The organism is Stappia sp. P2PMeth1 (assembly GCF_900185735.1).
In the GTDB taxonomy this organism is placed as follows: Bacteria; Pseudomonadota; Alphaproteobacteria; order Rhizobiales; family Stappiaceae; genus Stappia.
On record NZ_FYAW01000005.1, the window covers coordinates 121,455 to 134,113 of the forward strand.

At 67.8% G+C, this 12,659-nt stretch carries 11 protein-coding genes and 1 rRNA gene; 3 read left to right on the plus strand and 9 right to left on the minus strand.

What is annotated here, in order from left to right; translation table 11 throughout:
• Window positions 1-63: 63 nt before the first annotated feature.
• The 3 genes from P2PM1_RS01485 to xylF all read right to left on the minus strand — a co-directional run bounded on the left by P2PM1_RS01485 (window position 64) and on the right by xylF (window position 3,310).
• The gene (locus P2PM1_RS01485) at window positions 64-852 is read right to left on the minus strand and encodes an ATP-binding cassette domain-containing protein (RefSeq protein WP_208984408.1); all 789 of its coding nucleotides are present in this window, start codon (window positions 850-852) and stop codon (window positions 64-66) included.
• Between the two features lie 3 nt (window positions 853-855).
• Window positions 856-2,151 (minus strand): sugar ABC transporter permease, encoded by a 1,296-nt coding sequence (locus tag P2PM1_RS01490; RefSeq protein ID WP_186390267.1) that lies wholly within the window; start codon window positions 2,149-2,151, stop codon window positions 856-858.
• A 124-nt stretch (window positions 2,152-2,275) separates the two neighbouring features.
• Entirely contained in the window at window positions 2,276-3,310 is a 1,035-nt protein-coding gene (gene xylF / locus P2PM1_RS01495) for a D-xylose ABC transporter substrate-binding protein (RefSeq protein ID WP_186390266.1), read from the minus strand.
• A 306-nt stretch (window positions 3,311-3,616) separates the two neighbouring features.
• Between xylF and P2PM1_RS01500 the strand changes: the two genes are divergently transcribed.
• The 3 genes from P2PM1_RS01500 to P2PM1_RS01510 are packed head-to-tail and all read left to right on the plus strand — an operon-like array spanning window position 3,617 to window position 7,958.
• Window positions 3,617-4,864 carry an ROK family protein gene (locus P2PM1_RS01500; RefSeq protein ID WP_186397907.1) on the plus strand — a complete coding sequence of 416 codons (1,248 nt, stop codon included), beginning with the start codon at window positions 3,617-3,619 and terminating at the stop codon, window positions 4,862-4,864.
• A 5-nt stretch (window positions 4,865-4,869) separates the two neighbouring features.
• Window positions 4,870-6,294, plus strand: a complete 1,425-nt coding sequence (locus tag P2PM1_RS01505) for a di-heme oxidoredictase family protein (protein ID WP_186397908.1) — start codon at window positions 4,870-4,872, stop codon at window positions 6,292-6,294.
• Window positions 6,291-7,958, plus strand: coding sequence for a CRTAC1 family protein (locus P2PM1_RS01510; protein WP_186397909.1), 1,668 nt, complete (start codon window positions 6,291-6,293; stop codon window positions 7,956-7,958). The genes P2PM1_RS01505 and P2PM1_RS01510 overlap by 4 nt, the downstream gene beginning before the upstream one ends.
• Before the next feature lie 17 nt (window positions 7,959-7,975).
• On the opposite strand, the gene P2PM1_RS01515 is transcribed toward P2PM1_RS01510, so the two are convergent.
• From P2PM1_RS01515 to rrf, 6 genes are all read right to left on the minus strand, one after another.
• A complete protein-coding gene (locus tag P2PM1_RS01515) occupies window positions 7,976-9,106 on the minus strand; it encodes a thiolase family protein (protein ID WP_186397910.1) in 1,131 nt (376 codons plus the stop codon).
• Window positions 9,075-10,568 carry an AMP-binding protein gene (locus P2PM1_RS01520; RefSeq protein WP_186397911.1) on the minus strand — a complete coding sequence of 498 codons (1,494 nt, stop codon included), beginning with the start codon at window positions 10,566-10,568 and terminating at the stop codon, window positions 9,075-9,077. The genes P2PM1_RS01515 and P2PM1_RS01520 overlap by 32 nt, the downstream gene beginning before the upstream one ends.
• Window positions 10,546-11,106 carry a biotin transporter BioY gene (locus P2PM1_RS01525; RefSeq protein ID WP_186390260.1) on the minus strand — a complete coding sequence of 187 codons (561 nt, stop codon included), beginning with the start codon at window positions 11,104-11,106 and terminating at the stop codon, window positions 10,546-10,548. The genes P2PM1_RS01520 and P2PM1_RS01525 overlap by 23 nt, the downstream gene beginning before the upstream one ends.
• A complete protein-coding gene (locus P2PM1_RS01530) occupies window positions 11,096-11,746 on the minus strand; it encodes a CbiQ family ECF transporter T component (RefSeq protein WP_186397912.1) in 651 nt (216 codons plus the stop codon). Before P2PM1_RS01530 ends, P2PM1_RS01525 begins: the two co-directional genes overlap by 11 nt.
• Window positions 11,743-12,471 (minus strand): energy-coupling factor ABC transporter ATP-binding protein, encoded by a 729-nt coding sequence (locus P2PM1_RS01535; protein WP_186397913.1) that lies wholly within the window; start codon window positions 12,469-12,471, stop codon window positions 11,743-11,745. The genes P2PM1_RS01530 and P2PM1_RS01535 overlap by 4 nt, the downstream gene beginning before the upstream one ends.
• A gap of 80 nt (window positions 12,472-12,551) precedes the next feature.
• A 5S ribosomal RNA gene (rrf, locus tag P2PM1_RS01540) occupies window positions 12,552-12,659 on the minus strand; the annotation flags it as partial.

Here is a 12,659-nt window from a genome sequence, read left to right on the forward strand (position 1 = left end):
TCGCTCCCGATGAGAAGTCCCGACCGAAAAAAGCCTTCCGTCCAACCGCCTTGCCGCACCGCATCACGCGGCGGTGGAGGCATCCATGAACGCGCCGGGGCCGGGAACGGCGCCGTCCGGACATTTTCCGAGGATGATCATTCCCAGCACCTCGTCCTTGGTAACGTCCTGCGTGCGGGCGCTCCCGACCAGCTTGCCGTTCTTCATCACCACGAGCCGGTCGGCCAGATCGAACACATCATGAATGTCGTGGCTGATGAGGAAGATGCCGAGCCCCTGCTTCTTGAGCTCCTTGATGAGGTCGGAAACCATCTGCGTCTCATGGACGCCAAGCGCCGCCGTCGGCTCGTCCATGATCAGGATCCGGGCGTTGAAATAGACCGCCCGGGCAATCGCCACCGATTGCCGCTGCCCGCCGGACAGGGCCTTCACCGGCGCCTTGAACTTGCGGAAGTTCGGATTGAGCCGGCTGAGGATCTTGCGGGTCTCGGCCTCCATCGCATCGTCGTCGACGAAACCGAGAGGGGTCACGATTTCGCGCCCGAGGAACAGGTTCGAGGCGGCGTCCAGATTGTCGGCCAGCGCCAGCGTCTGGTAGATCGTCTCGATATTGAGGTTGCGCGCGTCCCGCGGACTGTTGATCGTCGCCGGTTTGCCGTCGATCAGGATCTCGCCGCTGTCGGCGCGGTAGGCCCCCGACAGGACCTTGATCAGGGTCGACTTGCCGGCACCGTTGTGGCCGAGCAACCCGACCACTTCGCCCGGGTAAAGGTCGACATCGACATGATCGACCGCATGCACACCGCCGAAGGAAATGCAGATGTCCTTCATCTGTACGAGGGGCGTTGCCATGGCTCAGTCTCCCGTCCGCTTGCGATAGAGGATATCGACGAGCACCGCCACGACCAGCACAACGCCGACGACGATGTTCTGCAGCGGTGCGTCGACGCCGACCATCGCCATGCCGGACTGCAGCGATTGCATGATCAGCGCGCCGAGAATGGCGCCGTAGATGGTACCGATGCCGCCGGACAGCGCCGTGCCGCCGATCACGGCAGCCGCGATCACGCGCAGCTCGTCCAGCGTGCCGATATCATTGGTGGAAAAGCCGAGGCGGGCGGATGCCACTGCCGCCGACAGGGCGCAAAGCCCGCCCATGATCGCGAAGATCTTGACCGTCAGCAGGCGGGTGTTGATGCCCGACAGCTCGGCCGCGTCCGGGTTGCCGCCCGCCGCGAAGATGTAGCGCCCGAGCCGCGTCCGCCGGGCCACCACCGTCATGCAGACGGCGACGACGATCAGCAGCAGCACCGAATAAGGCAGCCCGTAGCCTGCGGTATAGCCCTCCGGCACCTCCAGGCCGCGCGCGGCGAAATCGCGCTGCAGCACCCGCGCGGGCACCTGATAGGCGTTGAGGATCGCAATGAACCCGACGATGGCGCCCGCGACGATGGCGCCGAGCGCCGCCTCCGCCCAGATCGGCTTGACCGGGAAGCCGTGCTTCTGCTTGCGCCGCCGCGCGGAGACCTGCAGCGCCAGCGCCGCGACCACCGCCAGCACGGCGAAGATCCACGACCATGTGACCCCCAGCGTGCCGCCGATGCCGCCGATCATCGTGAACCGCGCATCGAGCGGCCCGATCGTCTGGCCGTCGGTGATGAACCAGGCCGCATTGCGCCAGACCAGCAACCCGCCGAGCGTGACGATGAAGGCGGGAATGCCGAGATAGCCGATCAGAACGCCCTGGAAGGCGCCGATCACCGTGCCGACCACCACACCGGCGAGGATCGCCAGGATCCAGATCGCCGGATGCCCGAGCTGCAAGCCGAAGACCCCCGGCAGGATCTGGGTCTGAACGATGGCCATGACCGCCGCCACGGTCGCCAGCAGCGACCCGACGGACAGGTCGATATGGCGGGTGACGATGACGAACACCATGCCGGTCGCCATGATGGCGACGGAGACCGTCTGGATCGTCAGGTTGAAGATGTTGCGCGGCGTCAGGAAATTGCCGCCGGTGAACACATTGAACACCAGGCACAGGGCGACGAACGCGCCGATCATTCCGAGCAGGCGCGTGTCGATCTGCAGCGCGGAAAAAAATGACCTGTTCGCCGGCGCCTTCTGCCCGGACACTGCGGTATCAGACATGGAAAAGCTCCCGCTTGGAGGCGCGCGCCTCACGCATCGCCTCGGGGCCGGATGTCAGCCATCCTCGGCCCGCCCTGCCCCGACCGGAATCGGGACAGGGCCTTGCTCTGCTCTGGGTTCAGGCTCAGTTGCAGGGCGCCGGACCGCCGCTGACGCCCTGGCAAAGGGCATCCTTGGTGATCCAGCCCGCATCGACCACCACCGACAGATTGTCACGGGTGACGGGGATCGGAGCCAGGAAGCGGGCGGTCAGTTCCGTGCCACTGGGCGAGGTCCACTTGCCGGCGCCCTCGATGCTGTCCATCGTGCCGCCCTTGGCGAGCGCCACGGCGATCTCGCCGGCCGCCTTGCCGAGTTCGCGCGCGTCCTTCCACACCGAAACGGTCTGGGTGCCCTTGGCCACCCGGTTGAGAGCCGCATGGTCGCCATCCTGGCCGGAAACGGGGATGCCTTCCATGCCCTGCGCGGTGAGGGCGGCGACGACGCCGCCGGCGGTTCCGTCGTTCGAGGCGACGACCGCATCCACGTTGTTGTTGTTGGCGGTGAGGATCTGCTCCATGTTCCGCTGGGCATTGGCCGGCAGCCAGGCGTCCGTATAGGCTTCGCCGACGATCTTGATCTTGCCGCCGTCGATCGCCTCCTGCAGGACTTCCTGCTGACCGCCACGCAGGAAGTCCGCGTTGGGATCGGTCGGCGAGCCCTTGATCATCACGTAATTGCCTTCCGGCGCCTGCTTCAGGACCTCGCGGGCCTGCATCCGGCCGACCTCGACATTGTCGAAGGTCAGATAGAAGGCGCGGTCGTCCTCGATCAGCCGGTCATAGCCGACCACCGGAATGCCCTCGTTGGCCGCCGCCTGGATGGCCGGGCCGATCGCCTGGGAATCCTGCGCGAGAATGATCAGCGCGTCGACGCCCTGCGCGATCAGCGCCTCGACATCCGAGAGCTGCTTGGCGGACGAGGACTGGGCGTCGGCGGAAACATAGGTCGCGCCGGCAGCCTCGAGCGCCGCCTTGATCGCCCCTTCATCGGTCTTCCAGCGCTCTTCCTGGAAGTTCGACCAGCTCACGCCGACGGTGATGTCCTGCGCCTGCGCCTGCATCGGCAGCGCAACCGAAATGAGGAGCGCTCCGGCGAGAAGCGGATAGAATCTGCTCATGATGTGTTTCCTCCGATTTATCCCCGCTCCTCCCAAATGCGGAACGAAGGATCTTGTAGCTGACACGAACACCCCGGCGTTGTGCCTCCCGGCCGATGGGGTCGCGTTCCGGTTCGCCGACGAAATTTTATTTTTTTCGACGTCCGAAAAAAAGTTGCTCCAAACGACCGCCCCTGTCAACATGGTTTCTCGATGAGGCTCCGGGATCATGACAAAAACACCCGGCCGGCGTGAATTGCGGTTTCTGCCGAGGCGCGTTCCGGACACATGTCCCATCAGGGTGGAAACGAACAGTCTGGTATGGGCATGACGCAGAAGGCCGACCGCGATCAGATACGGCGCCAGAACCGCTCGGTTGTCTTGCAGGCGCTTCGGCGCAACGGACCTCAGGCGCGCATAGACCTTGGCCGCGTCACCCGGCTCAGCCCTGCCACCGTCACCTCGATCACCTCCGATCTGATCTCCGAAGGCCTCGTCGCCGGCGTCGAGGACGACTGCCAGCGCGAGCGCGAGAAGGGCGCAAGGGGCCGTCCCCGCAGCCTTCTGGCGCTGCATGGTCCGGCGGCGCGGGTGCTGGCGGTCAAGCTTTCGGTGAACACCATCGAGATGGCCCTCGCCGATTACAGCGGCCGGCTCATCGAGCGCGATGTCGCCGGTTTCGACAGCACCTCCGTGACCGCCGATGGCTTCAGCGAAATCCTGATCGGCAGCCTGCGTGCCTTCATCGCCCGCGCCGGCGGGGTGGCGCCCTCGTTCATCGCCCTCGCCTCTCAAGGCGTCGTCGACGACAGCGCCGGCACGGTGGCCTGGTCGCCGGCCTTCGCCGTGCGCCATGTCCAGATCATCGGCCCCCTCGCCCGGGCTTTCGGCGTGCCCTGCCTGCTGTTCAACGACACCAACATGATCGCCGAGGCCCTGCACCGCAGCGACCCGCAGCGCTATGGCGGCACGTTCGCGGTCCTCTTCGTCGATTACGGCGTCGGCATGGGCCTGTTCATCAACGACCGCCTCTTCGTCGGCGAGACCGGGGCGGCCGCGGAGATCGGCCATGCCAATCACATTCCGGGAGGCGCGCTGTGTCGATGCGGCCGGCGTGGCTGCCTGGAAGCCTATCTCGGCGACTACGCCCTGCTGCGCCATGCCAGAGGCCTCGACCTGCAGACGCCGCCAGCCTGCCTGCCGGTCGGCCGGGAGACGATCCGCGAGTTGATCGCCGCCGCCCGCGCCGGCGACCCCGGCACGCTGGAGGCCTTTCATGCCGGCGGCACGGCGCTCGGCTATGCCTTCGCGCGGGTGATCGCCACGCTCGATCCTCGCCGCATCGTCGTCACGGGAGCTGCAGCCGACGCCTATCCGCTGATGGAAGCGGCGGCGCTCGCAGCCCTGGAGGAGGGGCTTGTCAGCGACCTGCGCGGCAGCGTCGAGATCGAGGCCATTGCCTGGGAGGAAGATCTCATCCTTCGCGGCACCGTTGCCCGCGCGCTGCACGCCCTCGATACGGAGGTCTTCTCCGAGACGGGGTACGGCAATCAGAGGGAGATGCTGGGAGGATAGGCTGGATGCCGTGCTGGAAACGTATTGCCGCCCCGCTTCTTGCAGCCCTCGCCTTTCCGCTGGCGGCGGGCGCGTCCGATCTGCCGCCCTGGAGCGAGAGGGTGCTCGGCACCCCGCTCGATCTTGAAGCTGTCGCGGGACTGCCGATGCAGGAGCGCATCGAGGCCCTTCGCGCTCGCGGCGAGCGCCTGTTCATCGGCCAGTTTCTGGTCGAGGAAGGCGCCGGCCGGCCGATGGCGACCCAGGCCATCATTCCCACCAAGCGCCGCCGCCCGCCGCCCCAGCGGTTCCAGCGCCTTGCCGGTCTCGACGCCGGCGCCTGCGCCTCGTGCCATCACGAGCCCGTGATCGGCGGCGGCGCCTCCTTCACCGCCAATGTGTTCGTGTCGGAGGGTTTCGAAAGCGCCGACTTTGACACGATCGACCCGCAGTTCTCCAACGAGCGCGGCTCGCCCGCCCTGCAGGGCGCCGGCCTGATCGAACTGCTGGCGCGCGAGATGACCGCCGATCTGCAACGCCAGCGCGACGAGGCTCTTGCAACGGCACGGCGAACCGGCGCGCCGGCGGTCGCCGACCTCGTCGCCAAGGGCGTCTCCTTCGGCCGGATCGCCGCCGATCCCGGCGGCGGCCTCGATGTCTCCGCCATCGACGGCATCGACGCGGACCTTGTGCTGCGCCCGTTCTCCCAGAAAGGCGTCTTCGGCTCGCTGCGGCAGTTCACCGTCAATGCGCTCAACCATCACCACGGCATCCAGGCCGTCGAGCGGTTCGGCGCCACATGGACCGGCACACGCGACTTCGACGAGGACGGGGTCGAGGACGAAATCTCCGCCGCCGACGTGACCGCACTGGTCGTCTGGCAGGCGACCCTGCCCGCTCCCTCGCGCAAGGACGATCTTCCGGATGCCTGGCGCCAGGCCTCCGAGCGCGGCCAGGACCTCTTCGCCGACATCGGCTGCGCCTCCTGCCATATACCGGCCTTGCCGCTGGCCTCCGCGGTGTTCCGCGATCCGGGGCCGATCGAGACGGCGGGAACCCTGCGCGAGGCCGATGTCGAGGCGCCGCTGGAGATCGACCTTGCCGCGCTCGACTTCGTCAAGGCCCTGCCACGGGATGCGGAGGGCAACATCCTCGTTCCGCTCTATGGCGACCTGAAGCGCCACCGGATCGCCGATGCCCGCGATCCAACCCTGGGCAACGAGTTGCTGGGCCAGCGCTTCGTCGACCGGGATGTCTTCCTGACGGCCGAGCTGTGGGGCGTCGGCTCGACGGCGCCCTATGGTCATCGCGCCGACCTGACATCGCTGGACGAGGTGATCCGCGCGCATGCGGGCGCGGCCCGACCGGCCCGCGAAGCCTATGAAGCCCTTGCCGACGACGACCGTCAGGCGATCATCGCCTTCCTGCGCACCCTGGAAATTCCGCGATGAGGCGCCGTGGCACCGCGCTACGCCCCGCTTGGGCGGCCCTTGCACTCGCCCTGTTGGGTGGGCTCCAGGCACCGCAGACCGGCTTCGCCGACGAGGCCCCCGCTCCCGTACCGGTCTTTGTCGAGGAGGCGAAACGCGCCGGCATCGACCACAGCTATACCGGCCCTTGGGAGTATTTCGTCGGCGGCGGCGCAGCGATCCTCGACTGCGACGGCGACCGCCGCCCCGACCTGTTCCTTGCCGGCGGCGACACACCTTCGGTCCTCTACCGGAACAGGTCCGCGACGGGAGGTCCGCTCGCCTTCGAGCCGGTGGAGACCGGCATTCCCGAAAGGCTGCTCGAAAATGTCACCGGAGCCTATCCGCTCGACATCGACAATGACGGGATAATGGATCTGGTTCTGCTGAGGGTCGGCGAGAACCAGGTGCTGCGCGGCATCGGCGACTGTCGCTTCGAGCCTGCCAATCGCCGCTTCTCGTTCAATGGCGGCCGCGGTTGGACGACCGGCTTTGCCGCGGTGTTCGAGAAGGACCTGGCTTTCCCAACCCTCGCCTTCGGCAACTATGTCGACCGCAGCGCCCCCGGCTCGCCCTGGGGAACCTGCGACGACAACGTCCTGCACCGTCCCCGCGCTGGTGAGGCAGCGGACTATTCCGAGAGCTTTGTCCTCACGCCCGGCTATTGCAGCCTGTCGATGCTGTTCACCGACTGGAATCGCTCCGGGGAACCGGCGCTGCGCATTTCCAACGACCGTCACTACTATCGCGGCGGCGAGGAACAGCTCTGGGCGCTGCCTCCCGGCCGGCCGCCCCGCCCCTATCGCCGCAGCGATGGATGGCGCCACCTGAAGATCTGGGGCATGGGGATCGCCAGCACCGACCTCGATGGCGACGGCCTGCCCGAATATGCCCTCACCAGCATGGGCGACACCAAGCTGCAGACCATCGACCAGGAGGGCGACGACCTGCTGCCCGTCTACCGGGATATTGCCTTCGAACGTGGGGTGACGGCGCACCGCCCCTATACGGGCGAGGACATGCGCCCCTCGACCGGCTGGCACGCGGAGTTCCAGGACGTCAACAACGACACGCTCCAGGACCTGTTCATCGCCAAGGGCAATGTCGAGGCGATGCCCGATTTCGCCGCCTTCGACCCGGACAACCTGCTGATCCAGCAATGGAACGGCCGCTTCGTCGAGCAGGGCGACCGCGCGGGGATCGCACTCGACCGCCGCGGACGCGGCGCCGGCCTTGCCGATTTCAACATGGACGGCCTGCTCGACCTCGTCGTCGTCAATCGGGAGGCCCCCGTCAGCCTGTTCCGCAACCTTGGACGCGAGGATGAAGGCCGGCGTCCGAAACCGCTCGGCAACTGGGTCGCCGTCGCCCTGTCGCAGGACGGCGCCAATCGCAACGCCGTCGGGGCCAAGCTGAGCATTCGCGTCGGCGCCCGCAGCCTCACCCGCGAGATAGGCATCGGCGGTGGCCACGCGTCAGGACAAGCCGGTTTCGTGCATCTCGGCTTGGGCGTCGCCGAGCGCGCCGTCATACGGGTGCGCTGGCCCGACGGCAACTGGAGCCATGGCTACCGGGTGTTCGCCAACCAGTTCGTGCTGATCCAGCGCGGCGACGAGAACGCCCGCTACTGGTATCCGCCGCGCTGACAGCGTGACAGCGCCGCCTATATTCGTTGCAACAGGAGCGCCGTGCCGAGACCACCAGCGCTCGCAATGGCGGCGAGCCCGAAGCTGCCCGGCGGCTCGCGCTGCAACTCGTGAAACAGCCGCACGGCAAGGATCGCTCCCGAAGCGCCGATCGGATGGCCGCGGGCAAGCGCCCCTCCCCCGCGATTGACCCGTTCGGGATCGAGACCGAGATCCGTCATGCAGGCCATCGCCTGCACCGCATAGGCCTCCATCACCTCGCTGACGGCAAGACCCCCGGCATCGACAGCCTTGGCGGACAGCAGCTTTCGCGCCGCTGCGACCGGCGCAAGGCCGGGCAGGCAGGGGTCTCCCCCTAGGGCGGCGCCTGCAAGGATCCGGCAGGCCGGCAGCGACGGCCTGCTCTCAAGCCAGGTGTGCGAGACGACCAGCGCGAAGGCGGCGGCATCCGCCGAACTGGCGGCCGTCGCCGAGAGCACCCGGTATCCCGGCTCTCCGGCAAGGACGCGCGACCGCCGGCAGGTCTCGCGGGTCAGGCGACGGGTGTAGCTGTCGCGCAAGAGCCCACCGATCTCCACCAGTTCGGCGGCGAACCGTTCCGTGTCGGCAGCGGCCTGCGCCCTGGCATGGCTCTCGACGGAAAAACCGGCCTGCGCGTCCTCGTCGATCGCCCGCAAGGCAGCAAGGCGCGCCGCCGCGTCCGGCATGTCGGGATCGCGGTCGGGCCAGGGCATGAAGGGCGGCCGGTCATAGGCAACGGGCGTTTCGCCTGCCGCAATCGGCCGCCGCAGGCGCAAAGGCGCGCGGGAATAACTCTCGAACCCGCCGGCCAGCACGCTATTCGCGGCTCCCGCCTCCACCAGGCGCGCGGCGAGGAGGATCGCATCGAGCCCCGAACAGCATTGACGATCGAGCGTCAGCGCCGGGACGGTCTCCGGCAGGCCGGCCAGCAGCGCGGCGCGGCGAGCGGGATTGCCGCCGCCATAGAGCGCATTGCCGGCCAGCACCTCATCCACCTGCGGCTCCCCTGCGTCCGACAGGCAGGAGCGCAGCACCGGCGCCGTGAGCGCGTCAACCTCCAGCGCGGCGAACGCCCCGCCCATCGGGGCGACGGCGCTACGTCTCGCGGCGACGAGAAACGCCGGCATCGGCGGCCTCCTCCCGTTTCGACACCTCGGCCTCGATCGCCGGAAGATCGGATTTCCCGCCCGGCGTCAGCGGCCAGTCGTCCAGGATATGGAACCTGAGCGGAACCTTGGTCCGCTCCAGCCGCAAAAGACAATGACGGCGGAGCGCGCCGGGATCGACCTCCGCTCCGGCCTGCAGCGCCGCGACGATCCGCGCGCCGCGCAACCCGTCCGCCACGCCGAACACTGCGGCCTGCAGCACGCCCGCATGCTCCATCAGCACGGCCTCGATCTCCTCGGCAAACACGTTGAGCCCGGACGTCACGATCATGCGACCGCCGCGCCCGGCAAGATGCAGCCGTCCGGCGCTGTCGAGATGCCCCCGGTCGCCCACGGTCAGCCAGCCATCGGCGCTGCGCGTCATGGGTTCGTCCCCCATGACATAGCCATCGAAGAGCAGCGGGCTGCGCACCCAGATCTCACCCTCCATGCCCTCGGCAAGCCTGTCCCCGCCGGCGCCGCGCACCTCGACCTCGACACCGGGAAAGGGACGGCCAACCCCCTCGCTGCACGCATCCGCCGGGCCGCGATGACTGATGAAACTGGTCTCGGACGTCCCGTAGAACTCGTGGCACTCGGCCTGCGGAAAGACCGCGGCGACGCGATCGCGGTCACGTTCGTGCCACTTGGCGCCACTGATCAGGATCCGTCGCAGGCAGGCAAGGCGCAGACCGTCCCGTTCGCCCGCCCTCGCCAGCAGGCGCAACTGCGTCGGCGTCGCGACCAGCACCGTGCTGCCGGCGGCCTGCATCCGCCGCATCACGGCGGCGGGCTGAAACCCGCGCGCAATGTCCACCCGCCAGCCCTGATGCAGGGCATGGGCGGCGCCGAACAGATGCAGGGAATGCCCAAGCCCGCCCGGCACGAACACCCGCTCGTCCGCGTCCAGTGCGAAGGCCGCACCCGCCAGCCGAAAGCTCTCGATCCAGGACCGGTGCGACCGCTGGAACGCCTTGGGGCGCCCTGTCGAGCCGGAGGTCAGGCCGATATAGAACGGAGCCTCCGGCCGGAGCGATGGCTCGCCCGGCACGCCGGCCCCGGCGTTACCCTGGCGATCTTTTTCCAGGGCGACCGGCCACTCCAGCATCAGGGGGGCCAAGGTGTCGCGGATGGCGTCGCCGTAGCGCTGCAGATGTGCCGGGTCGACCACAACGGCGGCCCGGCCGCTGCGCGCCGCCGCCAGAAGACGGCAAAGGGCGGGAACCGCGTCCGCGGTCGCGACCAGCACGCGCTGCGGTGCCCTGGCCGACGCAAGACCGGCCTGCATGGCTTGAACCCGGCGGAGAAGCTCCGATCGCGTCAGCGTCTCCCGGCCGTCGCTCACCGCCGCCCGGTCGGGGTCTTTGCCGGCCAGCGCATCCAGGGTCGCCCCGACATGGGACCGCCCTGCGGCGTCCGGGCTATTGCCGAGGGAAAATCGCATCCGGTCGTCCCCGGTCGATCGTGGTGGCGACAAAGGCCGTGGCGAGACACTTCAGCATGTCGCCCGGCAGATAGATAAGCGCGCCGACCGCGGATTCGAACAGCGGCTTCTGGGCGACGACCGAAATCCCGAGAATGCCGAACGGGTAGAGGACCACAATCCCGCCCACGAACGAGGCGAGCAGCGCGGCGGGAAACACCGGGCGATGCTTCAAGGCCTGCATCATCAGGCCGCAGACGAAGGCCGCCACGGGAAAACCGACAAGAAACCCGACCGATGGCAACAGGAACACGCCGATGCCGCCGCGCCCGCCCGACAGCAACGGCATGCCGAGCGCGACGATCAGCAGAAACAGCAGCACGGCAAGCGCCCCCCGGACCGGGCCAAGCATCACCCCCGCCAGCATGATCCCCATGCTCTGGACGGTGATCGGGACGCTGCCGGTGAGGGGGGTGGTAAAGGCCGGCAGGTAATAGCCGAGAGCGGAGATCACCGCGACATGAATGGCGATATGCACGAGCGAACGGTCAGCGGTCATTCTCGGATCGGTCCTTCTTCGGCGCGCCGCCCTCCGGTGGGCAGCCGTTGGCACCGCCGCGGGCAGCCAGCGCCTCGGCAATGTGGTCGGCGGCATTTAGAGCATGCAGGCAAAGCGGCGCAACAAGTCTGACATGGCCGTTACGGCCGGATCTTGCCCGATAGGCCTCGTTGAGCTGGTGCATGACGTCGATCAGCATCGGCGTGAACCGGATGGACAGCGCGATCGCCAGCGCCAGCCGCCGCTCCGAAAGGCCGAAAAACACCGCCGGGCGCAGCACCGGCGTCAAGGCGTCCAGCATGTCGTCGAGCCGGGTGGTCAGGGTGATCAGCGTCGCCAGCAGCAGCAAGGATGCCAGCCGCAGGGCAACCACGATCCCGGCGTCCAGGGTTCCGAAGAGCGCATGCAGGAGAAGGATGAAAACAACGACGGCGGCCAGCGGCTTCAAGGAACGGAGGACGGTCGCCGCCCCCGCCCCGAGCGATGCGAGGACCGCCAGCACCAGCACCAGCGCGCCGGCAAGGACGACCGGCGAGCCCACGGGCAGCAGCAGCATGGAGGTCGCCAGCAGGCCGATCAGCTTCCAGCCGGCGCCGATCCGGTGCAGGATCGTGGTTCCGGGCAGATAGGCCGAGATCACAGGGCGGCCGCGGTAAGCTGCGCGGCGCGCGAGGCGGCGAATGCGCGATATCGAGGCAGCACGTCTTGGGGGGCTCCGTCCGCCATCACCGCCCCCTTTTCCAGCCAGATCGCCCGCTCGAAATCGGCAATGGCCTCCAGATCGTGACTGACCATGACCACATGCGAGGGACTTGCGGCAATGTGCCTGGAAAAATGCAGCCGCAGCGACAGGTCGAGGCCGGCGAAGGGCTCGTCGCACAGCAGCAATTGCGGAGAGGCGATGCTCACCGCCAGCAGGCAGACCAGTTGCTTCTGCCCTTCGGACAGCAGGGCCACCGGCCGTTCCGCCCAGTCGGCGCAGCCGTTCCTGGCCAGCAGGTCCCGCGCCAGCGCGTCCGCATCCGCGCGGCTCGCGCCCAGTTGCCGCGGGGCGAAGGACAGTTCCTCCAGCACGGTGGGAAAGATCATCTGGTGGTCGGGATTCTGGAACACCATGCCGACATGGCGCGGCAGCTTGCGCTGGTCCTTGCGGCTGTCGAGGCCGAACACCGTGACCGCACCGTCATTCGGCAGCAGCAGGCCGTTGAGCATGCGCAATAGCGAACTCTTCCCCGAGCCATTGAGCCCGACAAGCGCGATGCGGCGCTCCGAAAGCACCAGCGAGAGGCCCTGGAAAACGCAAAAAGCGCCACGCTTGAGCGTGACGCTGTCGAATATGGCAAAGGGAGACGTATCAGCGGACATCAGCGGTCCGTGGAAACGGGGCTGCTCCACCCCGCGATGATATTGTTATGTTTTGTAGGGATTTTTTTTGCGCTTTGCGGGCCTGGCGGCGACCGACTCTCCCACGTCTTGAGACGCAGTACCATTGGCGCTGGGGCGTTTCACTTCCGAGTTCGGGATGGGATCGGGTGTTTGGGTCCCCGCAATGG

Bases quoted from the DNA above. Each gene is read 5' to 3' on its own strand.
- P2PM1_RS01485 (WP_208984408.1), bottom strand. From the start codon at position 852: ATGGCAACGCCCCTCGTACAGATGAAGGACATCTGCATTTCCTTCGGC.
- P2PM1_RS01490 (WP_186390267.1), bottom strand. From the start codon at position 2,151: ATGTCTGATACCGCAGTGTCCGGGCAGAAGGCGCCGGCGAACAGGTCA.
- xylF (WP_186390266.1), bottom strand. From the start codon at position 3,310: ATGAGCAGATTCTATCCGCTTCTCGCCGGAGCGCTCCTCATTTCGGTT.
- P2PM1_RS01500 (WP_186397907.1), top strand. From the start codon at position 3,617: ATGACGCAGAAGGCCGACCGCGATCAGATACGGCGCCAGAACCGCTCG.
- P2PM1_RS01505 (WP_186397908.1), top strand. From the start codon at position 4,870: ATGCCGTGCTGGAAACGTATTGCCGCCCCGCTTCTTGCAGCCCTCGCC.
- P2PM1_RS01510 (WP_186397909.1), top strand. From the start codon at position 6,291: ATGAGGCGCCGTGGCACCGCGCTACGCCCCGCTTGGGCGGCCCTTGCA.
- P2PM1_RS01515 (WP_186397910.1), bottom strand. From the start codon at position 9,106: ATGCCGGCGTTTCTCGTCGCCGCGAGACGTAGCGCCGTCGCCCCGATG.
- P2PM1_RS01520 (WP_186397911.1), bottom strand. From the start codon at position 10,568: ATGCGATTTTCCCTCGGCAATAGCCCGGACGCCGCAGGGCGGTCCCAT.
- P2PM1_RS01525 (WP_186390260.1), bottom strand. From the start codon at position 11,106: ATGACCGCTGACCGTTCGCTCGTGCATATCGCCATTCATGTCGCGGTG.
- P2PM1_RS01535 (WP_186397913.1), bottom strand. From the start codon at position 12,471: ATGTCCGCTGATACGTCTCCCTTTGCCATATTCGACAGCGTCACGCTC.